The sequence below is a fragment of the Hymenobacter sp. B1770 genome (assembly GCF_049896385.1).
Taxonomy (GTDB): Bacteria; Bacteroidota; Bacteroidia; order Cytophagales; family Hymenobacteraceae; genus Hymenobacter.
In genome coordinates this window covers 305,759-328,913 of the sequence record NZ_JAFCUF010000006.1, presented here as the reverse complement: position 1 = coordinate 328,913, position 23,155 = coordinate 305,759, and the positions used below count along the sequence as shown (strand labels likewise).

The window sequence follows — 23,155 nt, the reverse complement described above, 5'->3', positions numbered from 1 at the left end:
TTCGCATAAAAACTATCGGCAACGATTCCGGAATCGTTGCCGATAGATATCTTTACGTTACGGCACCCGAAAAAAAAATTTGTGCATTACCTTTGAACAACTAGACAATGCGGAGGGGGGCAACGGTATCGGCGAGAGTCTTTTTCCAAAAAAAGTACAAATCAAGATGATAACCTGCGTCAAATGCAAACTAAGTAACTCGGTTTTGAAGGCCGGTTTCGTGCGCGGCCGCCAGCGCTTCCTGTGCAAGGCCTGCGATTATCACTTCACCGAGGAAAAACCTGCCGGGCAGCTCACCGAACGCCGCCGCTCCCAAACCACTATCGGCGACGTGGCCAAGGCCGTGGGCGTGGCCTCCTCTACAGTGTCGCGGGCCCTGAACGGGCACACCGACATCAGCCCCGTGACGCGCCAGGCCATTCTGGACGTAGCCCGCCAAATGGACTACCACCCCAACCTATTGGCCCAAAGCCTTAAAAGCCGCGAGACACACACCTTGGGCGTCATCATTCCGGACATCGAGCGGCCGTTTTTTGCAACGGTGGTCAGCGGCATTCAGTCGGTGGCATCCGAGGCGGGCTACCGGGTGATGATTTGCCAGTCCAAGGAATCGTACGAAACGGAAGTGAGCAACGTGCAGGCCCTGGTAGCCAGCCGCGTCGATGGCCTGCTCATCTGCCACTCCCGCGAAACCCGGAACTTCGACCACGTGAAGCCCGCCGCCTGCCGGGGCGTGCCCGTGGTGCACTTCGACCGGGTGAGCGACGAAGTTGACAGCGCCAAGGTGATTCTTGACGACTGGAACGGCGCGTTCAACGTCACCGAGCACCTGATTCAGCAAGGAGCCCGCCGCATTGCCATCCTGGCCGGGCCAGAATCCTTGCTAATTTCCCGCAATCGATTGGCGGGCTACCAGCACGCCCTCAAGCGCTACAATCTGCCGCTGCGGGAAGAATACGAGGTGCACATCGAATTTCGTACCGAAGAAGCCGTGGCCGCCCTCGACAAGTGGCTAGCTTTGCTTGAGCCGCCCGATGCCATCTTCGCCATTAATTACACCAATGCCTTTGACCTGCTGGTGGCCCTAAAGAAAAGAGGCCTGCGCGTGCCCGACGACATTGCCGTAGTCGGCTTCGGCGATGAGTTCATGGCATCGATGATAGAGCCAGGCCTGACGACCGTCAACCTGCACCCCTACCGCATTGGCCAGCAGGCTGCGCGGCTGTTCCTTGAGCAAGTAAGCCAGAAGGAGGATTTCCAGCCCCGTACCTTCGTCATCACGGGCGAGCTGGTAATTCGCGGGTCCTCCCTCAAGGGCAAGGGCGAACTTTTCAGTTTGTCTATTTAACCAAGCTGGCTGCTGAGCCCCGGCCATATCTGCCCCTTTTTGCCGGGCGGGCCTGGGCGTTTTTCCGGCCTCAGTTACGCTTGGATACGGCCGCCTGGCGGCCGACGAAGCGGAGGCATTAACTCAGCCCCATACCTGCAAGGTGATTCGCCGCGCTCCCAACAAAACAACGTAAGCAAGCATCACGCCACCTGAGCGCAGGTAGTAAGTCATCATCAAACACCACTGCCTGCTAGCTGGACTGACGCTGCAACACCATCAATTCGTGATATTATGCTAACTTAGGCCCCAAAGAGGGGAACGCTTACTTGTCTTTCAGCGCCAACGGAGTCGTGTTCGGAGCAAAAAGACCACGTTGTCCTGCTCATTGACAGGACATTGCTGCATTTCTAACGGCGGGCCCAAACGCACTATACAGCGCCCGGCCCGACCAAGCAGTATGTTTTACTAGGGCAGGTTAATCCACAGTCAACCCCGCCTTAAGCCTCTGCGTATGCAGGGGTCCATCCCACTGGTATTGTTATTTTTTTTCCCGGAATCATGCCCAATACACTTCCTACTTCTTCCGATTCTGAGGTACCTGAGCAATCGGAAGCGGAACTCCAGGCCGAGCGGCAGCGCCGCCACCACGTGGCCTGGGGCATCGCCGCCGCCCGCCTCGGTCACACCCCCCTGGAACCCCAGGTACGGGCTTACCTGCACGGCTACATTGTGGGAGAACTTACCGTGGACCAGCTCGAAGCCCTTTGCTGCCCGTCGGAACCGGCCACCCGGGTGCTGGCCACCACGGTCACGCAGGCGCGTTTTTTACGCTAGGGCCCACCCGCCGTTTTTTACGCCTTCCTGGGCTAGACAAAGCGCTGACCGGGGAAGCAGCTATGCCTGAGCGCTGTCGCCGCGGGCCCAATCTCCCTGGCGCAGCGCGCAGCGAAAGAATACCAGCGGCCGCCGCTGGTCGAGGCCGGTAATGGCTTGGGTGAGGTAGCCACTCTCGGTAGGGGTTAGCGGCACCGAGGCCACCGTTTGCCCGGCCCGCAGCACGGCAATTTCCCAGGGCTCGACGCTCTGCACGAGCCGGCCGTGATAGTCGTTGCCCCGGAAGGCTTCTAGGCTTTGTAAGGCATTTTTCATAGCACAGAAAGAAAGACAGCTATATAGGAAAAGAATTCAATTGCTACGATACGCATCCTTCAAAAAAACGGATAAAGTTAATAAATTCAATTATTTTAATATTGTAAGGGAAACCACTTGTTATCCACATAATATATTGCTGATTATCAGCAGTTAATCAGAAGCATTTACTTATTACGCTGCTGAAAGAAATTATCGGGTGCGCTACCTCTCTTACCGTAGACCGCCGGCTGGATTACCTAAGGCAACTAACTAAGGCAGAGCGATTCTGGTAGCCCAGCCGGCGGACTCGGGTAGGCCGGCCAATTTGTAGAAGCATGTGATAGGCGACCTGGGGGCTGTAGACCGAGGGCGGCCAAGTGGCTGCGTTATCCTTTGAACCGTCATGCATGACTGCCTCTTTCCCCGCTGGCTACACACTCTAATTGGAGCTGCCATCCAGCGGCAACTCACCTCACACCCTCCCCGGCCGATACCTGCCGGCGATACGCCTCCAGGAAGGCTACAGCTTGACCATAGCTGTCGGCGGCGTCAGCGGGCGCGGCGCGCCAACACCAATAGCGCGGCGCGTGCCCGGGTCTTGGCCGTATTTACCGGAATGCCGAGCTGCTCGGCGGCTTGGGCATAGGTCCACCCGCCGAAGTACACCAGGTCCATTACCTCGCGCTGCTGGGGCTTTAGGTCTTCGAGCAGGGTGCGCACGCCAAGGTGTTCCGGGTTAAAGGAGCCTGGGTCGGCCGCATGCTGGGCAACGCTTGTCTCCAAGGGAGTGGTGCGCTTCTGGAAGCGGTGGTGCTGGCTGCGGAGGGCATCGATGGCGTGGTTGCTGCAAACCCGGGCCATCCACGTAAACAAGCGCCCTCGCGAAGCGTCGTAGCTGGCCAGGCCGGTCCATACTTTGCATAGTCCTTCCTGCAATAGGTCTTCGGCCAGGGCCTCGTCGCGCACCAAGCGACGAATGACAGCCAGGAGCGAAGCCGCATAGCGCGCGTGCAGTATACCCAAAGCTCGTTCATCGCGGGCCAGCAGGCGCTGCACGAGCTCGGTTTCTTCCGGAGTAGGGGCCGACGAAGGCAGAGCGGACTGAGGGTGCATGGAATGGAACAATAGTGGCTCGCAGCACTGACGGGCGGGGACCCGCTAGTAAGCAGAACAAAGCCGTAAACGGGCTCATGCATCAGTCGGTTGCGGGTACTAGACACGCACGCAAGCCAATGGCTTGGCAAGCTGCCGCAACTCTCTGACGCACAAATTGTGAGAGTTTGAAAATGTGTAAATTCCTTAATTGTTATACTTCAGATAACAAGAAAGCAGACCAGAGCACGGTTCTGCTAGCGGTCAGCGGGGGTGCGTCACCAACCGAATTTGTCTGGTGGGTAGAACCTTTCTTTGCCAGCAGCTGCTTCTTTTGCATATTCCTTAACATCTCCGCCCTTCTTGCTTACCATGCTTACGCCTGCTTCCCTGCTTCCTCCCAACGAGGCCGAACGCCTGGCAACCCTGCGCCACTACGATTTCACGTGCGTCGCCCCCGACGACATCTTAAATGAACTGCTGGCCCTGAGCGCCACGATTTTTAACCAGCCCCTGGCCTTTTTGGCCCTCGTGGACGAGCAGGAAGTGCGCTTTCCTGCCTTATACGGGCGGCCTCCCGTGCAGCCCCTCCCCCGGGTAAACGCGTTGTGCTCAACCGCCATTCTGCACCCCAACGCGCTGGCTTATGAAAACCTAGCCGTAGCGGCTCAAACCGGCGCCGATGCGCCAGCCATTCGCTCGGCGATGGCCCTGGGGGCTGCCTTCTACGCCGCAGCGCCGCTACGCATGCCCGATGGCCAGACCATTGGAGTGCTTTGCCTCATTGGGCAGCAGCCCCGCCCCTTCAGCCCCACCGAGCAAGAGGCACTCACGGCCCTGGCCGATGTAACCAGCCTCGCCATCGCCGTGCGCCACATGTGCCTGGCCACCCCCGAGTTGGGCACCGAACAATGGGATGCCGTGTGCCACCGCCTCCGCCCCGACATGCACAGCCTACACTCGCTCCTGGGCGAATTGCTAACCCAGCACGGCACCCTGGTACCCGTGCCCCCCGCTGTCCTGCAGCAGGTGCAGCAACGCTTGCAAATGCTTCCGCTGATACTGGCCGAGTAAGCTAGAGCACTCCCACGGACCTAAAATGGAGTCCACGCATTCGGCTTACATTAACGCTGTAACACCTTAGCCCGAGGGTAGGCAATTGGGAGGCAAAGCCACCATTTGAGTATTTCAAGATCTAAACAAAGCAGGCTGTTGTACATAAAAAGGCCCGCCCCCAAAGGGAACGGGCCTTTTTCTATCAAGAGGGAGAACAGTTTCTCACCCTTGATTCAAGTAGCTCCTTGCAAATAGCTTACCAAATTTTGGCACGGTCGGCAGCCGAGCGCACCATCTTGTCGCCATCCTTGCAGCCAAAGGCCTGATGGAACTCGGGCATGTTTTGCAACGGGCCGTTGGTCCGGTACTGGCCGGGCGAGTGCGGGTCGGTCTGAATTTGCTGACGCAGGGCCTCTGGGCGCTGGTTCGAACGCCAGATTTGGGCGTAGCCCAGGAAGAAGCGCTGCTGAGGCGTGAAACCATCGATGCTCTTGCCAGCCTTGGCCTGAGGCGTCTTCATGAAGGCCTGGTAGGCAATGGTGAGGCCACCGAGGTCGGCCAGGTTTTCGCCCATGGTTAGGTTGCCGTTCACGTGCACCGAGTCCAGTGGGGAGAAGGCATCAAACTGCTTGCCCACCACCGCGGCTTTGGCCATAAACTTTTCGCCGTCTTCTTTGGCCCACCAATCGCGCAGGTTTCCTTCCGAGTCCACCTTGCGGCCCTGGTCGTCAAAACCGTGGGTCATTTCGTGGCCAATCACGGCACCGATACCGCCGTAGTTCACCGCGTCATCCGCTTTGGGGTCAAAGAACGGGGGCTGCAGAATGCCGGCCGGGAACACGATTTCGTTCATGCTGGGGCTGTAGTAGGCATTTACCGTGGGCGGCGTCATGCCCCACTCAGTGCGGTCAATCGGCTTGCCGAATTTGCTCAGGTTTTCTTTCGTCGACCACTCGGCCGTGGCAAACAGGTTGTTCAGAGCACTTTCGCGGCTGACGTTCAGCTTGGAGTAGTCTTTCCACTTATCGGGATAGCCAATCTTTACCACGAAGGCATTCAGCTTTTTCAGGGCTTCGGCTTTGGTGGGAGCACTCATCCACTCAGTGGCCTGAATACGCTCGGCGTAGGCCACGCGCAGGTTCTCCACCATCACCTTGGCACGGGCCTTGGCTTCGGGCGTAAAGGCTTCGTCGACGTACAGTTGGCCGAAGGCTTCGCCCAAGGCACCGTCAGTGGCGCGCAGGGCGCGCTTCCAGCGGGGCTGCTGCTGCTTGGCACCGGTTTGCACCTGCGAGAACTTGAAGGCTTCATCGCCAAAAGCTTTGGGCAGAGCCGAGGTCACGGACGACACCAAGTGCCAGCGCAGGTACTGCTTCTGGTCAGCAATGGGCTCCTCCTTCAGCATGGCGCTTGCTTCTTTGAGGAAATCGGGCTGGCCGACAATCACTTCCTTCACCCCGGTCAGGCCGCCTTCCTTCAGGCGCATCGGCAGGTTGAGGTTGGGAAACTGGGCCGTGGCTTGCTCCAGGGTCATCTTGTTGTAGTTGCTTTCGCGGTCGCGCAGGGCCACCCGGTCGCGGCTGGCTTTGGCCAGGCGGGTTTCGATGCGGGTAACGGCGGCGGCGTTTTTCTCGGCCGTGGCCTGGTCGTCGCCCAACAGCTTAAACACGTTCACTTGGTAAGTCTTGTACGCATTGCGCAGAGACTTCGAGCGGGCATCGTCTTTGAGGTAGTTATCGCGGTCGGGCAGCGAGAGGCCGCCTTGCCGCATTTGCACGGCATACTGCGAGCTGTTTTTGCTGTCCTGGCCCACGCCAAAGCCGTACCAGCCCTTCGAGGTCATCTTGGGATTGGCTAGGTAGGCCTGAATACCGGCTAGGTCCTGGATGGCGTTGATTTGGTCGAGGCGGGGCTGCAAGTACTTCAAGCCGGCTTTCTCGATGCCCATGCTGTCCATGGAAGCGGCGTAAAAGTCGCCCACTTTCTGCATGTTGGTGCCGGGCTTGGCGCTCCGGTCGGTGGCGGCTTTTTCCAGAATGCGCCGCGACACGGCTTGGTTGCGGTTGGCCAGCTCGTTGAAAGCGCCCCAGCGCGTTTCGGAAGCAGGAATGGGGTTGTTCTTCAACCAGCTACCCGAGGCATACTGAAAGAAGTCGTCGCACGGCGACACTGAACGGTCGAGGTTGGCCACCGAAATACCGGCCCCGCTCTGGGCTTTGGAGCCCTGTACTTCCACCTTTTTCTTAGTGGTCGTGTTATTGGTTTTCGTCTTGGTTTTCACCTTGGTTTGGGCCTGAGCCGCACCGGCTATCAGTCCCAACAGCGCTGCAGATAAAGCCGCGCGCCTAACAAAAGAAAATTGATACATATGAAACAGGAATGAGTGAAACGTAACGAACCGCAAGGTACAACCAGCAGTTCAGCTTGAAAATTTCAAGAAAAGACAAGGAAGAATGAAGGTTTAGCAATTGTGCTTATAACCTTCATTCTTCCTTGTTGATTTCAGGCCTAGCTCTCAACCTACCAGATTTTGGAACGGTCGGCGGTGGGGCGCATCATCTTGTTGCCATCCTTGCAGCCAAAAGCCTCAAAGAACTCGGGCATGTTCATCAGCGGGCCGTTGGTACGGAACTCGGCGGGCGAATGTGGGTCGGTTTGCACTTGCTGGCGCAGGGCCTCGGGGCGGGAGTTGTTGCGCCAGATTTGGGCGTAGCCCAGGAAAAAGCGCTGCTCGGGTGTAAAACCGTCGATGGTTTTGCCGGCCTTGGCCTGGGGCGTTTTTTTGAAGGCGGCGTAGGCAATGGTGAGGCCACCGAGGTCGGCCAGGTTCTCACCCATGGTCAGCTTGCCGTTCACGTGCACCGAGTCCAGTGGGGAAAAAGCGTCGTACTGCTTGCCCACCACCGCGGCCTTGGCATTGAACTTGTCGGCGTCCTCCTTGGTCCACCAGTCGCGCAGGTTGCCCTTGGAGTCGTACTGCCGGCCCTGGTCGTCGAAGCCGTGGGTCATTTCGTGGCCAATCACGGCGCCGATGCCGCCGTAGTTTACCGCGTCGTCGGCCTTAGGGTCGTAGAAGGGCGGCTGCAGGATGCCGGCCGGAAACACGATTTCGTTCATCGGCGGGTTATAGTAGGCATTTACTGTGGGCGGCGTCATGCCCCACTCGTTGCGGTCAATGGGCTTGCCGAACTTGCTAATCTCATCCTGGTTGGCCCACTCGCGGGCGGCCAGCAGATTGTTGAGGTACGATTCGCGGCTGATGTTCAGCTTCGAGTAGTCCTTCCACTTGTCGGGGTAGCCAATTTTCACCACGAAGGCATTGAGCTTGGTCAGGGCTTCCTTCTTGGTGGCTTCGCTCATCCAGTCAGTAGCCTTGATGCGGTCGGCGTAGGCCACGCGCAGGTTCTCAATCATCTCTTTGGCGCGGGCCTTGGCCGCGGGCGAGAAGGCTTTGTCGACGTACAGTTGGCCAAAAGCTTCGCCGAGGGCGCGGTCCGTCGAGGCCAGCATGCGCTTCCAGCGGGGCTGCTGCTTTTTGGCACCGGTCAGAGTTTGGGCAAAGCGGAAACTCTCATCCACAAAAGCCTTGGGCAGGGCCGGCGTCACGCTGGTCACGAGGTGGAAGCGCAGGTATTGCTTTTGGTCAGCAATGGGCTCTTCCTTGAGCATGGCGCTCACTTCCTTCATAAACTCGGGCTGGCCCACAATTACCTCTTTGGCTGCGCTAAGGTTGTTTTCCTTTAGCGTGAGTGGCAGGGCCAGGTTAGGGTAGGCGGCGTCGGCCTGGGCCAGCGTCATCTTGTTGTAGTTGGCGTAGGGGTCGCGCAGGTCCACGCGGCTCTTGCTGGCTTTGGCCAGGCGGGTTTCGATGCGGGCCACAGCGGCAGCGTTGGTTTTAGCTGTGGCTTCGTTGTCGCCGAGCATCTTGAAGACGTTTACCAGGTAGGTGTCGTAGGCCGCCCGAATGGCTTTGGAGCGGGCATCGTCTTTCAGGTAATAGTCGCGGTCGGGCAGCGAGAGGCCGCCCTGGTAAAATTGCACCGCGTACTGGGTACTGATTTTTTCATCCTGACCCACGCCCGAGTTGTACCACACGCTGCCAGCGTGGGCCTTGGGGTCAGCCAGGAAGCGCTGCATCTCGCCGAGGTCCTTAATGGCCGCAATGCGGTTGAGGTGCGGCTGCAGGTACTTAAGGCCTGCGGCCTCAATGGCGGCCGAGTCCATGGCCGAGGCGTAGAAGTCGCCCACTTTCTGCTCATTCGAACCCTTGCGGGCCTTGGGAGCATTTTTGGCGGCCTCGTTCAGGATGGCGCGCAGGGCTGCGTTGTTGCGGTCGGCCAGCTCGTTGAACGAGCCCCAGCGCGATTCGGCGGCCGGTATTGGATTGTTCTTCAGCCAGTTGCCCGAAGCATAATGAAAGAAGTCCTCGCAGGGCTTCACCGACGGGTCAATGTTGGCCACGTTGATGCCGACGCCTTTCTGGGTGGAAGCCGCGGCCGGCTTGGTGGTTTGGGCCACCGCCACCGTGGTAGCCATGCTACCCAGACCAAGCACAGCCAAGCTCAGCCGCCGCGCAATAGAAGTTAAATACATGAAAAGAGTGTTGGGTTGGGAAATTATGCCGTGAAGTTACAGACACGTAGGGCTCGGCAGGGTTGCAGGACAGGCCGAAAGAATAGAAAACTCCCCTCCTCAGACGAGGAGGGGATGTTCGAGCCAACGGCCCGGACGGGGGTGGTTGAAGTCGTTGCACGACACCCAAACGGTTCTACCGCGAGTCGTTCAGCCATCGTTCAACGACTTCAACCACCCCAGCCGTCGCTTCACGCCAGCGTCCCCTCCTCATCTAAGGAGGGGAGTTTTCTGTTCTTTCCTGCCCTGCTACGCCCCCTCGCCCGTAACTTGCACCGATGCCGCTTTACAACCGCCGCCCGGAGCTTCCGCCCATTCTGCCTCCTCCCCCACTTGGGCTCGCCGACCTGCTTGGCCGCGTGCGGCAGGCCCTGCAGCAACAGTTGGCCGACTCATACTGGGTAATTGCCGAAGTGGCCGAGCTGACCGTGCCCCGCTTCGCCGGCGCGCACTGCTACCTCACCCTCACCGAACAAACCATCGACAGCCGCGGCACGCCTGTGAAGGCTCAGGCCCGCGCCACGCTCTGGAGCCAGCGCTACCAGCAGCTGGCGCCGGCCTTCGAGCGCCACACCGGCCAGCCCCTGCGCCCCGGCCTGAAGCTGTTGCTCCGGGTGCAGGTGCGGTTTCATGAACAGTACGGGCTGAGCCTCGACGTAACGGCCATCGACCCCAGCTACACGGTGGGCGAGCTGGCCTTGTTGCGATTAAAAACCCTGCGCCTGCTGGAAGAAAAAGGCCTGCTGGAGCGTCAGAAGCGGCTCTCGCTGCCCCTGGCCCCGCAGCGACTGGCGGTTATTTCCTCCCCCACGGCGGCCGGCTTCCAGGATTTTGTGCAGCAGCTAGACGAGGCATCCTATGACTTTGCCCTGACCCTGTTTCCGGCCATGATGCAGGGCGACGAGGCCCCGGCCAGCATTCGGGCGGCGCTCGATGGCGTGCGGGTTCGGCGTGGCCAGTTCGACGCCGTGGTCATCATTCGGGGCGGCGGCAGCCGCACCGACTTGCTGGCTTTCGACGAATACGGCTTAGCGGCGGCCATAGGCGCCTTTCCCCTGCCCGTGCTCACCGGTATCGGCCACGAGCGCGACGAAGCCATTGTAGACCTCACCGCCCACCGCGCCCTCAAAACCCCCACGGCCGTGGCCGTTTTCCTGGTCGAGCGTCTGGCCCGGCTGGAGGCAGCCTTCCTGGGCTACGGCGAGCAAGTGGTGGCGCTGGCCCGCCGCCAGCTCAGCCAGCGCCACGCCCGCCTCGACCAGCTGAGCGGGCAAAGCCGTTACGCCGCGCACCGCCAGCTCGACAATGCCCGCGAGGCCCTGCACGCCCGCGCCCGCCAGGCAGCCCAGGGTCCGCGCGAGCAGCTGCGGCAGCTGGGGCTGGGGCTCGTTCGTTTTCGGCACCAGCTGCCGCGGGCGGCTAGGCGTGCCCTAGCTCGGGAGCAGCGCGGCCTGCGCCAGCGCGGGCGGGCGCTGCTGGGCCGGTTCATACGCCATCACCGCCGGCGGCGCGAGGTGCTGCTGCGGCGACGCTTTCAGCTGCAGTTGGCCCTGGAGCGGCAGCTGCACCGCCAAGAACTCCGGTTAGCAGTCATTAGCGAGCAGGTTGCCGTAACCAGCTTGCGCCAGCGGCTAATCACGGGTCAGTAACCGGCAGTGGAGTACTTGGGTGCCGCTCATTCCCCTATTAATACATCTTTAATTCACTACAGTACACACATGACTTACCGCGAAGCCATTGAGGAGTTGGAAACCATTCTCCGCGCCCTCGAAACCGATGCCGTGGACGTGGACGACCTCACCGCTCGCGTCGAGCGCTCCGCCGAGCTGATTCGCCTGTGCCGCCACAAGCTGCGGCACGCCGAAGCTTCTCTCGACCGAGTGTTTGATACGCTGGACGACGAAGACGAAGCCGATGAATTGGCAGAAGATGACGAGGAAGAAAGCGAAGACGATGAAGAAGAGAGCGAAGATGACGAGGATGAACACGACAACCTGGCTGGAGGGGCCGGACGGCCTTGGTAGATAGGTTCAAAACACCTTTTTATTCGACAACAGTTGTGTATATTTGATGTATAAATCCAGTAAAAACTGATTTTTGTACATTTTTTACTGGAATTTAAAGGGCTTCTTACTTATACATGCATGTGGGCATTTTTACAGTCTTGTTATCCCTCACAATTTAGTAAAGAGTCGCCGCGGCAAGCCTTGGTTAATTACGCTTCTGCTTGTAATGATTGACTAATTTCCTAGTGCCGTAGCTATGTATAAATAAGCACTTTTTCAAAAATGCCGCTGCATTTGCTTTTCTTGTAGCCCACAACACCAAGTGCCTTTTGCAGCGTGCGACTTTGCTCTTCTTAAAATCCTCCTAACTGTAGCGTTTACGCTACACGCCCCAGGCGTAACTGTGCCAATAGGAGGCGCTGTTTTTTCTTCTTTTTTGCGCTTCCTGCTTGTCAGAAGCCTTTTTGTGACGGACTTTCTACCCCTGCTACTACTCACTACTACCTTGCTCCTGCTCGTGCTTGGGCTGGTGTGGTTTGTGGTACGCTACCAACGGATGCAGCTTCGGCAGCAGCAGGAGATGACCCAGATGCAGGAAGCCGCCCAGCAGCAGGCGCTGGCCGCGGCGCTGGTAGCGCAGGAAGACGAGCGGCAACGCATTGCGGCCGAACTGCACGACGGCGTGGGCACCATCTTGGCGTTGGCCAAGCTGCACCTGTTTGCTCCCGGCAGCCCGCCCGCTCCCGAAGCCAGTGCCCTGATTGACCAAGCCGTGGCAGAGGTGCGGCGCATTTCCCGCAACTTGCAGCCCGCCACTCTGCAGCAGTTGGGCCTGACCCAAGCGCTGCGGGCGCTGGTGCAGGCCGTGCCCGTCGACAACGGCCCAGACGTGCGCCTGGAGCAGGAAGGCCTCCTGGGCCGGCTCATTCCGCCCCACGAGCTCATGGTGTACCGCATTGCCCAGGAGCTGCTGACCAACGGTTTGCTGCACGCCGAAGCCCCGCACATTGTGCTGCGAGTGAACGCCGTGCCCGGCCTGCTCACTCTCACGTATTCCGACGATGGCCAGGGGTTCGACCTGGCAGCCTTGGAAGAACTGCCCCCGCCGGGCCCCCACGGCCAGCAAGTGGGCATGGGCTTGATTAACTTACGAAGCCGCGTGGCCGTGCTTGGCGGCCAGCTACACTACCATTCCGAGCCCGGCGTGGGCACCCGCGTCGAGGCCATTTTGCCCGTGACGCTGTTGCCAGCTGGCACGCTCACTCCCTCCTTTACCTTAAACACATGATTTCCAACAACACTCCCGCGGCCGGGGCCGTGCCAGTACGCCTGGCCATCGTCGACGACCACATTCTCTTCCGTAAGGGACTCCGAGCCCTGCTTAGTGGCTACGCGGGCATAGAGGTAGTGTGCGAGGCCAGCAACGGCCAAGAACTTCTCGAACTGCTCGACCAAGGCAGCCGCCCCAACGTGGTGCTGATGGACATGCAAATGCCCATCCTCGACGGCCTGCAAACCACCCGCCTGCTGCGCACCCAGTTTCCCGGGGTGCGCGTGGTCATCATTTCCATGCACGACGACCCGTCCCTGGTGAGCACCGTGCTGGCCGAGGGTGCCCACAGCTACCTCGTAAAAAACACCTCGCCCGAAGAAATGCGCAGCGCCGTGCTGGCCGCCGCCGCCGCCGCCGGTAAGCCTTAGCAGCAAACAAGCACGCGGCCGCAACTTTCAGCTGGTGGCAGCAGCCGAGCGTTGCCTACGACGAAATGAAAAAACCGAAGCCCTCGCAGACTTCGGTTTTTTGGTACCTGATGAGCCAGCTAAATTCTGCTGACCCACTTGCTCGCTTATGACAGGCTGTAGCGGAGAGGCCTACGGTGAAGGTGCGGCCGCGATTGAAGAAAGCCTGCAGGTTGTCCAGGCTGCCGGTATTGGAAGAAGCGCGGGTTGAAACATCGGTAAAGTAGAACTCATTCAGCACGTTCAGCACCAAGCCCTTTACCCCAAAGCGCACTCGGTTGTTGAGAACGGGCTTGAAATCGTAGCCCATGTGCAGGTCGATGTTGCGGGACGTGGGTAGGCGGTAGGAGTCGGTGCTGCTGGCCTCGTCGCGGATGGTTTCGGGGTTGAAAGCCGCGTAATACTAGGTGAACAGCAGGTAGGACAAGCGGATGTAAGCGCCGCTGAACGGCTCATAGCGCAAGTCAATCTGAAACTGGTTTTGGGCCGCATCGCCCACGTGCACGCCGTTGAGGTACACGGGCCCGTTGCGCTGGTCGAAGCCGCGCACGTTGATGCGGGAGTTGCCGGTGCCGCCGCCGCCCTGGTTGGCGTACACGCCGGGCGTCTCGTTGAAAATCATCGGCAGGTCGCGGTTCGAGAGGGTTTCACGCAGCTTCACCTCGCTCACAGCCGAGAAGGCCCCGGGGGTTTGGCGCTCCTGGGCCTGCGAGGCCACCACCTGCACTTCGCCCAAGCTGGCGTTGTCGGAAGCCAGCGGAAAGGAAGCAACCACATTTTGAGTGGCAATTTTTACCGTTTGGGTCGACGGCTTGTAGCCCACGAAGCTGGCCTGCAGCGTGTAGGTGCCGGCCGACAGGTTGGCCACTTTATACGAACCGTCGGCATCGGTGCCGGTATTCTGCCCGCCGCCGGTTACCTGCACCGTCGCCCCGGGCAGGGTTTCGCCGGTCACTTTGTCGAGCACTCGCCCGCGGATGGAAAACGTGTTCTGAGCCACGGCAGGCTAGGTGAGCAGAACCGTAAAAAGTACAGTAAAGAGTTGTTTCATACCAAAAAAAGGCCCCAGTACACTCTGGAGCCATCAAGTATATTGCTTGCTTAGTGACGAGGCTTGTGCAATCTTTACCCAACTACATATGAAATTTGCTCTATGAAAAAATGCTACGCTCCACTGCTCTTCTTGCTTCTTCTACTGGCCTGCTGGCTGGGTCTTCCCACCGTTGCCCGAGCCCAAGTATATTACCTGGAATTAAACAAAACGCCTATAACTGTCCCGGGCCGAGCCGTGACAGTGGAGCAAGTGTTTGACGCCCGCCCGCGTCGTGCAGGCATTGGCACGGTGCACCGTGGCCTGAACAACATCCCGCAAAGAGCCGACCTGCGTCCCAGCGTGGCCCAGGCCCTGACCAGCTGGGTGCAAGCCCAGCTGCCGGCACGCTCCACCGACCACCCCGTGGCGCTGGTGCTGCGTGAGCTCAAGCTGACGGAAGAAATTAGCGCTTTCTCGGAAAAGGCCCGTGTGGAGCTGGCTTTAGACGTGTACGCACGCCTGCCCGATGGCTACCACTATGTGCTGAGCGCCGCCGAGCAGGTGGAAAGCAAGGGCATGGAAACCACAGCCCAGCACCCCGGCAACTTGGCCCAGGCCCTGCAGCGCTGCCTAGCGCAGTGCCAAACCATTGCATGGGAAAAACTGCCGGCCCAGTCCGCCCTGACCCTAGCGGAGCTAGAACAGCTGGGCCACGCTCCAGCCCCGACGCTTACTTATGCTATTCTTAGCGACTCGGTTCGACCCAAAGGGTACTACCCCACCTTTCTGGCTTTCCGCAACAACCAGCCCGTTACGGAGCCGGCCCTCACGATGGAAACCACGCCCCGCACGGCCAAGGGCTGGGAAGGCACGCAGGAGGTAGTACCCACCCTGGCCGCTGTGAGCAGCAATGGCAAGGATGCGCTGCGAAAAGCCTGGGGCTTTTCCGATGGCCAGCAGGTCTACATTTTACACAACCGCCACTACCAGCCGCTGGTGCGGTCCGGCAACGAATTTCGCTTCGTGGGCTTCAACCTCGCCGACCCCGGCGCAGTGGGTACGGCAGGCTATTTGGCCGGGCCGCTGGGCGGAGCAATTGCGGCGGCGGCCACTTCCGGCCGGCCCGGCGACTATACTCTGAACATGGTGACGGGCGGCGTGTCGCCCTTTGCCGATGCCGGCACCACGCCTCTGGCCGATACGGCTACCATCTACGTCTACCGCCGCGCCAGTAGCGTGCCCGGCTCCGTGCGCGTGTTGCTCAATGGCACCGCGGTGGCAGAGCTGGGCGAGTATCAATTTGTCGCCATCCCTTATACCGATAAGCTTCGCGAAGCCAGCTTCTGCCTGCAAACAGCAGCCGGGCGCTGCATGTCATTCATTCCCGCTTTTGGCGGCTCTTCATACGTGGAAGTGGCCCGTAATTTTGCCGATGCTACCAAGCCGGCGCTGGAAAAAGCCAACGAAAAGAAAGGCGTGTTTGACTTGCGCGTAATCCGGGCTCGCACTAAAACTCTATAATGAAACCGGCTAACTAAACCAGCTCGGTGCTGGGGTCCCAGAACAGCTTGGCGAAATCCACCACCTGGTCTTCTTCCACGCGGATGCCTTCGGCTTCCAGGGCTTCCTGCATGGCGAAGGGCGTGGCGTAGTGCAGGCGCCCAGTGAGCTGCCCCAGACGGTTGACTACCCGGTGAGCGGGCACGTACTGCTCGGCGGTGTGGGCGGCCATCATGGCGTAGCCCACGGTGCGCGCGCCGCGTCGCGAGCCCAGGTAGTGGGCAATAGCGCCGTAGGTACTCACGCGGCCCGGCGGAATGAGGCGGGCGACCTCGTGCACGTCCTGAAAAAAATTGCGCGGCTCGGGCAAATTTTGGGCGGTTGGCTTCATCGGGGCGAAGGTACTCTCGGTCTGGCTGGAGTTGTGCTACGTCTATTTTAGAGCCGATGACGCAACCTTTACGTCGAAATTTGCACTATAGCAGTTCGAGTCGAGTCCTCTTTTAACCGACGCCGGTCGTGCCGCCATAAAAGTCGCAAACAACCACTATTGCTTGCGCGTTCTTGCAACTTATGTCATTCGAAAATACCACCGTGGCTCCTGCTCCTACCTGGGACACCACCACTACGCCCGGGCCCACCGCTACTCCTCCTACCCCTGAGCCCATGCCCGAGACGACGCCTTCCAGGGGGCGCGGCTGGCTGGGCTGGCTGCTTGCGGCCGTGGTCATTGCCGGGCTGGTGTTTGTAAAAATGAAGTATTTCCCCAGCACAGCCGGGGGCGATAAAAAAGGGGCTGGTGCCAAAGGCGGCAGGCCAGGCGGCAAAGGCGGCCTGGGAGGCAAGGGCGGGGACGTCCAGCCCGTCCAAGTGTACGTGGTGCAAGCCACCTCCCTCACCGACCAGGTGGCCGCCACCGGCTCGGTGCTGGCCGAGGAATCGGTGGTCATCAAAAGCGAGCTTTCGGGCAAAATCACCAGTCTTAACATTAAGGAAGGCCAGTCGGTGAGCAAGGGCCAGCTGTTGTTCACCATCAACTCCCTCGAAGCGCAGGCCGCCATTAAAAAACAGGAATACAACATCAAGCTTTTCCGCGACCAGGAGCGACGCCAACGCACCTTGCTCGACAAAGAGTACATCAGCGCCCAGGAATATGAGCAGGCCAACAACCAGCTGCTTACCGCCCAGGCCGATCTGCAGGCCTTGCGTGCCTCCCTGGCCAAGGCCTACGTGCGGGCGCCGTTTTCCGGCGTACTGGGCCTAACCACCGCCACCGTAGGCACTTTCGTGAGCCCGGGCGCCGAAATCACAACGCTCTCGAAGGTGCGCCCCGTTAAGATTGACTTTGCTGTGCCGGGCCGCTTTGCCGCCAACGTGCGCGTAGGCGACGTGGTAAGCGTGGTCGACGAAACCACCAACAAGACCTTCGACGCCAAAGTCTACGCCATCGACCCGCAGATTGACCCCGTGAGCCGCACCCAGCCGGTGCGCGCCCGCTACGCCAATACCAGCAACGAGCTACGCCCCGGCGCCTTTGTGCGCGTGAACCTGAAACTGGGCGAAATCAATACCGCCCTCCAAGTGCCCACCGAAGCCGTGATACCAGAAGCCAGCGGCTACAACGTGTACACGGTGAAGGACGGCAAAATGGTGCCGCAGAAAGTGAAAATTGGTATCCGCTCTGATAAAGTCATTCAAATAACCGACGGCCTGGCTGTGGGCGACTCCGTGATTAGGACTGGTATCCTGCAAGTGAAGCCCGGCGACGCAGTTAGAGTTATTAAGTAAAACCGTCAAACTCCCCTCCTTACCAAGGAGGGGACGTTAAGCCGCCAAGCTTAGCTGGGGTGGTTGTGGGCGTTGAACGACTCTCATGTGAATCGTTCGGGAGTCGTTCAACGACAGCAACCACCCCCGTCCGAGCCGTTGGCTCGAACATCCCCTCCTTGGTAAGGAGGGGAGTTTTTAGTTCTATCAGCCAAGTGCTATGAGTCTTTCCTCCACTAGTATCAACCGGCCGGTGCTCGCCATTGTGATGAGCTTGGTCATCGTCATTTTCGGCGTCATCGGGTTTCGCTACCTCAGTGTGCGCGAGTACCCGAGCGTGGACCCGCCTATTATCACGGTATCAGCCAGTTATGTAGGCGCTTCGGCCGACGTGATGCAGGGTCAGGTGACCGAGCCGCTGGAAGAAGCCCTGAACGGCATTGCCGGCATCAAAAACATGACGTCGAACTCGCGCGACGGCCGCACCCAGATTACGGTGGAGTTTGACCTCGACGCCAACCTGGAAACCGCGGCCAACGATGTGCGCGACAAGGTATCGGGCGCGCAAGGCCGCTTGCCGCGCGACATTGACCCGCCAGTGGTGAGCAAGGCCAACGCCGACTCGCAGCCTATTGTCGTCACCTACGTCATCTCTACCAAGCGCACGCTGCTGGAGCTCACGGACTATGCCAACAACATTCTTAAGGAACGCCTGCAAACCATTCCCGGCGTGTCGGAAATCCGCGTGTACGGCGAGCGGAAATACTCAATGCGCTTGTGGCTGGACCCGGTGAAACTCTCAGCGCTGCGGGTTTCGCCCGTGGATGTGCAGCAGGCCCTCACCCGCGAAAACGTGGAGTTGCCCAGCGGCTCGGTGCAGGGCGAAGCCACGCAGCTGACGTTGCGCACCATGGGTCGCCTGTCCTCGGTTGAAGACTTCAACAACCTGATTATTCGCAAGGACGCGGCCTCGCTCGTGCGCCTATCCGACATTGGCTACGCCGAGCTGTATCCGGAAAACGACCAGACCATTCTTCGGGTAAATGGCATGCCCGGCGTGGCCCTGGCCGTGGTGCCGCAGCCGGGCTCCAACCAGATTGACATTGCCAACGAGTTTAACCGGCGCCTGCGCGTCTTTGGCAAGGACCTTCCCCCCGACCTGAAGCTGCAGACGGGCATCGACAGTTCCGTGTTTATCCGCAACTCCATCAACGAAGTGCAGCACACCATCATCGAGGCCTTTGTGCTGGTGGTGGTCATCATCTTTTTGTTTTTGCGCGACTGGCGCTCCACGCTTATTCCGGTGGTGGCCATCCCGGTATCGCTCATTGGTATATTCTTCGTGATGTACCTGCTGAAATTCTCTATCAATGTGCTCACGCTGCTGGCCATCGTGCTGGCCATTGGCCTGGTAGTGGACGATGCCATCGTGGTGCTGGAAAACATTTACTCGCGCATTGAGGACGGCGAGGACCCCAAAGAAGCCGCTACCAAGGGCACCGATGAAATTCTGATGGCCGTGGTGAGCACCACGGTGGTGCTGGCGGCGGTGTTTCTGCCGGTGGTGTTCCTCACCGGCATCACGGGGCGCCTGTTCCGCGAGTTTGGCATTGTGGTGGCGGGCTCGGTGCTGATTTCGGCGTTTGTGTCGCTCACGCTCACACCCATGATGTGCGCCAAGCTGCTGAAGCGCCAAGAGAAGCACAATTGGCTTTACCGCAAAACCGAGCCCTTTTTTGAGAAAATGATAGCTTCTTACCGAAGCAGCCTGCTTACGTTTTTGCGCAATCGCTGGCTGGCCTGGGTTATGATAGTGGTGACGGGAGGTGGCATTTGGGTGTTTATGAAGGTCATTCCCTCAGAACTGGCACCGGTGGAAGACCGCAGCCGGGTGACCGTGAACGCCACTGGCCCGGAAGGAGCCTCGTTTGAGTACATGGACAATTTCATCGGCCAGCTCACCAAGATGGCAATTGACTCCGTAGGCCTTGAAAACCTGAACAGTGTGTTCACGGTAACCTCGCCGGGCTTTGGCGGCGGCTCCAACTCGGGCTTTGCGCGAGTGCTGCTGAAGGAGGCCGACCAGCGGAAGATAACGCAGGACCAGGTGGCCACGGCCCTGAGCGCGGGCGTGAAGAACCTACCAGCGGCCCGCACGTCGGTGTCGCAGGACCAGAGCATTGGCGGCGGCGGCGGCGGCCTGCCGGTGCAGTTTGTGGTGCAAACCCAGGACTTTAACAAGCTGCGCGAAGTAGTGCCCAAGTTTCTGGAGCTGGCCCGCCAGGACCCCACCTTCCAGTTCGTGGACGTGAACCTGAAGTTCAACAAGCCCGAGCTGCGCGTCAACATTGACCGAGAGAAGGCCCAGAGCCTGGGCATTTCGGTACAAAGCATCTCGCAAACGCTGCAGGCTGGCCTCAGCGGGCAGCGCTACGGCTACTTCATTCGGGGCAGTAAACAGTACCAGATTATTGGCCAAGTGGCCCGCGAAGACCGCAACCAGCCCCTGGACGTGCGCCTGCTGTCGGTGAAAAATGCTGCTGGCGAGCTGGTGCAGCTCGACAACGTGATTCGCCTCGAGGAAAGCAGCACGCCGCCCCAGCTCTACCGCTTCAACCGCTACAACTCGGCCACCTTCTCGGCCTCGCTCGCGCCGGGCAAAACCTTGGGCGACGGCATTGCTGCCATGCGTGCCATTGCCGAACAAAACCTCGACGATACGTTCACCACCGAGCTTTCGGGCACTTCGCGCGACTTCGAGGAAAGCTCCTCGTCGCTGGTTTTTGCCTTCGGCCTGGCCCTGGTGCTGATTTACCTGGTGCTGGCCGCGCAGTTCGAAAGCTTCCGCGACCCGATAGTCATCATGGTGACGGTGCCGCTGGCACTTTCCGGAGCGTTGCTTAGCCTCTGGTATTTCAACCAAACGCTGAATCTGTTCTCGCAAATCGGCATCATTATGCTCATTGGCCTAGTCACGAAGAACGGTATCCTCATTGTGGAATTCGCTAACCAGCGTGTAGAAAAAGGCGGGGTCGACTATATGACCGGGCTGGTGGAAGGTGCCACGGCCCGCTTCCGCCCCATTTTGATGACTTCGCTTTGCGCCATTCTGGGCATTCTGCCCATCGCCATTGCTACCGGAGCAGGCGCGCTTAGCCGCCGGGCCATGGGTATTGGTGTGGTGGGCGGGCTGTTGTTTGCCACAGCTCTCACCCTGTACGTGGTGCCGGTGATGTACTCATATTTCGCCACAGCCAAAAAGCATAAGCCCAAGGCAGCCGACGCCGTGACAGCCTAGGGCTAAACTCCCCTCCTATTTTCAAGGAGGAGATGTTCGCGTGATGGGCTCGGACGGGGGTTGGTTGCGCTCGTTGAACGACACCCGAACAATAGCCGCGTGAGTTACGCGGATGTCGTTTTGCCATCGTTCAACGACTCCACCACCCCAGCTGAGCCTAGCAGCTTGGCATCCCTTCCTTAAAAAAGGAAGGGAGTTAGATGTTCTGAATTTTCCACATGAAACCCTCGCAGCTTCTTTTTCTTGCTTTCCTGCTTCCGTTGGCTGGTTACGCTCAACAACAAAAACTTTCTACGCCTCGCCAGCCACAGCTTACCAGGCCCGCCAGCGTGGCAGCGGCTGCGCCGCTGACGTTGGCGCAGGCCATTCGGCTGGGGTTGGAAAACAACTTTAACATCCGGCTGTCGCGCACGGATGAGTTGGTGAGTGAAAACAACGTGACTCGCGGAAACGCCGGGCAGCTGCCCACGGTGAACGGCAACTTCACCCGAGTTTTCAACACCAACAACGTGCGGCAAGAGTCGTCGAGCCGGCCCGAGCCCAGCACGGCCAGGAATGCCCAGTCGAACCAGCTCAACGGTAACGTGACTGGCACCTGGACGATTTTTGACGGCTTCGGGATGTTTATTGCCTACGACCGGCTCAAGGCCCTCGACCAAAGCCAGCGGCAGCTTACCCGCGCCATTGTGGAAGAAACCGTGGCCAACATCACCGATGCGTATTACGCCGTGGTGCGCGAGAAGGGCAAAATCACCTCCATCGAAGAGGCACTGAAGATTGGGCAAGCCCGCATCGACCTTACCCAGGCCCGTGTGGACGTGGGCGTGAGCGCCAAGGTGGAAGTGCTGACCGCCCGCGTCGACTACAACGCCGACCGTTCTATTCTCATTCAGCAGCAAGAGGCCTTAACCACGTCCAAGATTAACCTCAACAACCTGCTGGGCCGCTCGCCGCGGCTCGATTTCAGCCCTGCCGATTCCATTGTGGTTACCACTAACCTGGACCGGGAAGTCATCACGCAGGCCATCCGGCAAAACAACCCGCGCCTGCAGCAAGCCCGCACCAACACCGAAGTCGCCACCTACGACCGCAAGCTGGCGCGCGCCGCCCGCTTCCCGCAAATCGGCCTCACGTCGGGCTACGGCCTGAACCGCAACATAAACGGCGCGGCCTTCTTCGGCACGCAGCTCGTGACCAACACCGGCCGCACCTTTGGCTACAACTATGGCCTGGTGGCATCAGTCCCTATTTTCGACGGTTTCAACCGCCGCCGCATCGAGCAAAACGCCCGCATCGGCGAGGAGCAAAGTCAGCTGCAGCTCAGCCAGACCGAACTGAACCTGGAGGCTACCGCCGAGCAGGCCTACGCGCAATACCAGAACCGCCTGCAGCTGTTGGAACTCGAAGAAACCAACATTCTGCTGGCCCGCGAGAACGTGGCCATCGCTCTGGAGCGCTACCGGCTTGGCCTGCTCACTACCCTAGCCCTGCGCGAAGCCCAGCGCACCCAGCTCGATGCTGAGGTGCGGCTGCTGGACATCCGCTTCCAGGCCAAGCAGGCCGAAACGACGCTGCGACGCTTAAGTGGAGGACTGGTTCAGGGTGGTTAAGGCTTTGCTGCTCGCGCCAAGCAACATCACCCCCACCGGGTGAGGTTCTCCAAGACCTGAGCACAGGCGATTACTCTTTCATGAACCGCTTGGTTTCGCTCCCGGATTTGGTGGTGATATTATAGAAGTAGGTGCCGGCCGGCAAGTCGCGCAAATCGAGCTGCTGAATGTAGGCGCCTTTTTCCTGTTCGGTGGTGGGCAACAAGCTGCGCAGCTTGTTGCCTTTGCCGTCGAGCAACTCGACAGTGACGGGACCGGCTTTTTTCACATCGTATGCTAGTTGGCTGGTGGCGGCAACAGGGTTAGGGTAAAAGCTGGTGCTGCCCAAACTCCGCTCAGTGGCGGCTGGCGCGTTGGGGTTCATGAGCAAAAACCGGGTGGGTGTGAAGAACCGGTGCGCACCGCCATGGTGCCGCATGCGGCTGTGGTGGGTGGCCATGCGCTCCTGCTGCTGGGGGGTGGCATTTTTGGTGGCGAGAGCTTGCAGGTCAGTAGCCCACTTCTCATTTTGGGACTCCACTTCCTTGGCCAGCTGCTGAATGGAGGTTTCGTATTTCTGCGCCAGCTGAGCCACGCTCTGCCTAATGGCTTTGGCTTGAGAATGGAGCTGCTGGCGCTGTTCGCGCTGGGCGTCCGTGAGCTGGGGACGGGTTCCGTCGGCGGGCGGCGTGCTCGGGCGCAGGGCCAGTTGTTGGTCACGCAGGGCCTTTAGCTGGGTGCGGTAGGTGGCCAGATGAGTACGGTCGGCGGGTGCAAGCTGGGCTTCCAACTTCTGGCGCTGCTGCCGGAGCACAGGCTGGATGTTGGCCCGGTGGTAAGCTGTGATTTCGGGGTTAACAGGCCGGCGGTGGCGCGGGCCGGGGCCGCTGGCAGCGGCAGAGGTTGCCAGCAGCACCAGCAAGGCAAGCGTCAGTAAATAAGAGGCTTTTGTTTTCATAATATGAATTGAAGAAGTAAAAA

Annotated in this window: 19 protein-coding genes; 11 read left to right on the top strand and 8 right to left on the bottom strand. The window is 59.6% G+C overall.

Annotated elements, in window-relative coordinates:
• Nucleotides 1-166 precede the first annotated feature (166 nt).
• A complete protein-coding gene (locus tag ACP7AJ_RS14360; protein ID WP_426060898.1) occupies nucleotides 167-1,348 on the top strand; it encodes a LacI family DNA-binding transcriptional regulator in 1,182 nt (393 codons plus the stop codon).
• 540 nt (nucleotides 1,349-1,888) lie between these two features.
• Nucleotides 1,889-2,164: a hypothetical protein gene (locus tag ACP7AJ_RS14355; protein ID WP_426060897.1), complete on the top strand. Its 276-nt coding sequence runs from the start codon at nucleotides 1,889-1,891 to the stop codon at nucleotides 2,162-2,164.
• Between the two features lie 60 nt (nucleotides 2,165-2,224).
• On the opposite strand, the gene ACP7AJ_RS14350 is transcribed toward ACP7AJ_RS14355, so the two are convergent.
• Together ACP7AJ_RS14350 and ACP7AJ_RS14345 are read right to left on the bottom strand one after the other, a co-directional pair.
• Nucleotides 2,225-2,479, bottom strand: a complete 255-nt coding sequence (locus ACP7AJ_RS14350) for a hypothetical protein (protein WP_426060896.1) — start codon at nucleotides 2,477-2,479, stop codon at nucleotides 2,225-2,227.
• A 531-nt stretch (nucleotides 2,480-3,010) separates the two neighbouring features.
• Complete coding sequence (locus ACP7AJ_RS14345) at nucleotides 3,011-3,574, bottom strand: RNA polymerase sigma factor (protein ID WP_426060895.1); 564 nt, start codon at nucleotides 3,572-3,574, stop codon at nucleotides 3,011-3,013.
• Nucleotides 3,575-3,925: 351 nt separating this feature from the next.
• Here ACP7AJ_RS14345 and ACP7AJ_RS14340 point away from each other — a divergent pair, with 351 nt between their 5' ends.
• The gene (locus ACP7AJ_RS14340) at nucleotides 3,926-4,627 is read left to right on the top strand and encodes a GAF domain-containing protein (protein WP_426060894.1); all 702 of its coding nucleotides are present in this window, start codon (nucleotides 3,926-3,928) and stop codon (nucleotides 4,625-4,627) included.
• A gap of 238 nt (nucleotides 4,628-4,865) precedes the next feature.
• On the opposite strand, the gene ACP7AJ_RS14335 is transcribed toward ACP7AJ_RS14340, so the two are convergent.
• Nucleotides 4,866-6,977, bottom strand: coding sequence for a M13 family metallopeptidase (locus ACP7AJ_RS14335; RefSeq protein ID WP_426060893.1), 2,112 nt, complete (start codon nucleotides 6,975-6,977; stop codon nucleotides 4,866-4,868).
• 152 nt (nucleotides 6,978-7,129) lie between these two features.
• The gene (locus ACP7AJ_RS14330) at nucleotides 7,130-9,202 is read right to left on the bottom strand and encodes a M13 family metallopeptidase (RefSeq protein WP_426060892.1); all 2,073 of its coding nucleotides are present in this window, start codon (nucleotides 9,200-9,202) and stop codon (nucleotides 7,130-7,132) included.
• 317 nt (nucleotides 9,203-9,519) lie between these two features.
• On the opposite strand from ACP7AJ_RS14330, the gene xseA reads away from it, so the two are divergent.
• From xseA to ACP7AJ_RS14310, 4 genes are all read left to right on the top strand, one after another.
• Entirely contained in the window at nucleotides 9,520-10,890 is a 1,371-nt protein-coding gene (gene xseA, locus ACP7AJ_RS14325) for an exodeoxyribonuclease VII large subunit (protein WP_426060891.1), read from the top strand.
• Nucleotides 10,891-10,959: 69 nt separating this feature from the next.
• Nucleotides 10,960-11,265, top strand: a complete 306-nt coding sequence (gene xseB, locus ACP7AJ_RS14320) for an exodeoxyribonuclease VII small subunit (RefSeq protein WP_426060890.1) — start codon at nucleotides 10,960-10,962, stop codon at nucleotides 11,263-11,265.
• Nucleotides 11,266-11,713: 448 nt separating this feature from the next.
• A complete protein-coding gene (locus ACP7AJ_RS14315) occupies nucleotides 11,714-12,535 on the top strand; it encodes a sensor histidine kinase (RefSeq protein ID WP_426060889.1) in 822 nt (273 codons plus the stop codon).
• Nucleotides 12,532-12,948, top strand: a complete 417-nt coding sequence (locus ACP7AJ_RS14310; RefSeq protein ID WP_426060888.1) for a response regulator — start codon at nucleotides 12,532-12,534, stop codon at nucleotides 12,946-12,948. The genes ACP7AJ_RS14315 and ACP7AJ_RS14310 overlap by 4 nt, the downstream gene beginning before the upstream one ends.
• 55 nt (nucleotides 12,949-13,003) lie before the next feature.
• Here the strand turns inward: ACP7AJ_RS14310 and ACP7AJ_RS14305 are convergent, their stop codons facing one another.
• Nucleotides 13,004-13,297 (bottom strand): hypothetical protein, encoded by a 294-nt coding sequence (locus ACP7AJ_RS14305; protein WP_426060887.1) that lies wholly within the window; start codon nucleotides 13,295-13,297, stop codon nucleotides 13,004-13,006.
• A gap of 93 nt (nucleotides 13,298-13,390) precedes the next feature.
• Complete coding sequence (locus tag ACP7AJ_RS14300; protein WP_426060886.1) at nucleotides 13,391-13,987, bottom strand: carboxypeptidase-like regulatory domain-containing protein; 597 nt, start codon at nucleotides 13,985-13,987, stop codon at nucleotides 13,391-13,393.
• Nucleotides 13,988-14,140: 153 nt separating this feature from the next.
• Here ACP7AJ_RS14300 and ACP7AJ_RS14295 point away from each other — a divergent pair, with 153 nt between their 5' ends.
• Nucleotides 14,141-15,541, top strand: a complete 1,401-nt coding sequence (locus ACP7AJ_RS14295) for a hypothetical protein (protein WP_426060885.1) — start codon at nucleotides 14,141-14,143, stop codon at nucleotides 15,539-15,541.
• Between the two features lie 13 nt (nucleotides 15,542-15,554).
• On the opposite strand, the gene ACP7AJ_RS14290 is transcribed toward ACP7AJ_RS14295, so the two are convergent.
• Entirely contained in the window at nucleotides 15,555-15,911 is a 357-nt protein-coding gene (locus ACP7AJ_RS14290) for an MGMT family protein (protein WP_426060884.1), read from the bottom strand.
• Nucleotides 15,912-16,093: 182 nt separating this feature from the next.
• Here ACP7AJ_RS14290 and ACP7AJ_RS14285 point away from each other — a divergent pair, with 182 nt between their 5' ends.
• The 3 genes from ACP7AJ_RS14285 to ACP7AJ_RS14275 all read left to right on the top strand — a co-directional run bounded on the left by ACP7AJ_RS14285 (nucleotide 16,094) and on the right by ACP7AJ_RS14275 (nucleotide 22,195).
• A complete protein-coding gene (locus ACP7AJ_RS14285) occupies nucleotides 16,094-17,308 on the top strand; it encodes an efflux RND transporter periplasmic adaptor subunit (protein ID WP_426060883.1) in 1,215 nt (404 codons plus the stop codon).
• 199 nt (nucleotides 17,309-17,507) lie between these two features.
• Complete coding sequence (locus ACP7AJ_RS14280; protein WP_426060882.1) at nucleotides 17,508-20,585, top strand: efflux RND transporter permease subunit; 3,078 nt, start codon at nucleotides 17,508-17,510, stop codon at nucleotides 20,583-20,585.
• A gap of 260 nt (nucleotides 20,586-20,845) precedes the next feature.
• The gene (locus ACP7AJ_RS14275; RefSeq protein ID WP_426060881.1) at nucleotides 20,846-22,195 is read left to right on the top strand and encodes a TolC family protein; all 1,350 of its coding nucleotides are present in this window, start codon (nucleotides 20,846-20,848) and stop codon (nucleotides 22,193-22,195) included.
• 70 nt (nucleotides 22,196-22,265) lie between these two features.
• On the opposite strand, the gene ACP7AJ_RS14270 is transcribed toward ACP7AJ_RS14275, so the two are convergent.
• On the bottom strand, nucleotides 22,266-23,132 hold the full coding sequence (locus ACP7AJ_RS14270) for a T9SS type A sorting domain-containing protein (protein ID WP_426060880.1): 867 nt from the start codon (nucleotides 23,130-23,132) through the stop codon (nucleotides 22,266-22,268).
• Between the last annotated feature and the right edge of the window lie 23 nt (nucleotides 23,133-23,155).

What these genes read in the sequence shown, in the direction of transcription:
- ACP7AJ_RS14360 (WP_426060898.1), top strand. Translation starts at nt 167, where the DNA reads ATGATAACCTGCGTCAAATGCAAACTAAGTAACTCGGTTTTGAAGGCC.
- ACP7AJ_RS14355 (WP_426060897.1), top strand. Translation starts at nt 1,889, where the DNA reads ATGCCCAATACACTTCCTACTTCTTCCGATTCTGAGGTACCTGAGCAA.
- ACP7AJ_RS14350 (WP_426060896.1), bottom strand. Translation starts at nt 2,479, where the DNA reads ATGAAAAATGCCTTACAAAGCCTAGAAGCCTTCCGGGGCAACGACTAT.
- ACP7AJ_RS14345 (WP_426060895.1), bottom strand. Translation starts at nt 3,574, where the DNA reads ATGCACCCTCAGTCCGCTCTGCCTTCGTCGGCCCCTACTCCGGAAGAA.
- ACP7AJ_RS14340 (WP_426060894.1), top strand. Translation starts at nt 3,926, where the DNA reads ATGCTTACGCCTGCTTCCCTGCTTCCTCCCAACGAGGCCGAACGCCTG.
- ACP7AJ_RS14335 (WP_426060893.1), bottom strand. Translation starts at nt 6,977, where the DNA reads ATGTATCAATTTTCTTTTGTTAGGCGCGCGGCTTTATCTGCAGCGCTG.
- ACP7AJ_RS14330 (WP_426060892.1), bottom strand. Translation starts at nt 9,202, where the DNA reads ATGTATTTAACTTCTATTGCGCGGCGGCTGAGCTTGGCTGTGCTTGGT.
- xseA (WP_426060891.1), top strand. Translation starts at nt 9,520, where the DNA reads ATGCCGCTTTACAACCGCCGCCCGGAGCTTCCGCCCATTCTGCCTCCT.
- xseB (WP_426060890.1), top strand. Translation starts at nt 10,960, where the DNA reads ATGACTTACCGCGAAGCCATTGAGGAGTTGGAAACCATTCTCCGCGCC.
- ACP7AJ_RS14310 (WP_426060888.1), top strand. Translation starts at nt 12,532, where the DNA reads ATGATTTCCAACAACACTCCCGCGGCCGGGGCCGTGCCAGTACGCCTG.
- ACP7AJ_RS14305 (WP_426060887.1), bottom strand. Translation starts at nt 13,297, where the DNA reads ATGGGCTACGATTTCAAGCCCGTTCTCAACAACCGAGTGCGCTTTGGG.
- ACP7AJ_RS14295 (WP_426060885.1), top strand. Translation starts at nt 14,141, where the DNA reads ATGAAAAAATGCTACGCTCCACTGCTCTTCTTGCTTCTTCTACTGGCC.
- ACP7AJ_RS14290 (WP_426060884.1), bottom strand. Translation starts at nt 15,911, where the DNA reads ATGAAGCCAACCGCCCAAAATTTGCCCGAGCCGCGCAATTTTTTTCAG.
- ACP7AJ_RS14285 (WP_426060883.1), top strand. Translation starts at nt 16,094, where the DNA reads ATGTCATTCGAAAATACCACCGTGGCTCCTGCTCCTACCTGGGACACC.
- ACP7AJ_RS14280 (WP_426060882.1), top strand. Translation starts at nt 17,508, where the DNA reads ATGAGTCTTTCCTCCACTAGTATCAACCGGCCGGTGCTCGCCATTGTG.
- ACP7AJ_RS14270 (WP_426060880.1), bottom strand. Translation starts at nt 23,132, where the DNA reads ATGAAAACAAAAGCCTCTTATTTACTGACGCTTGCCTTGCTGGTGCTG.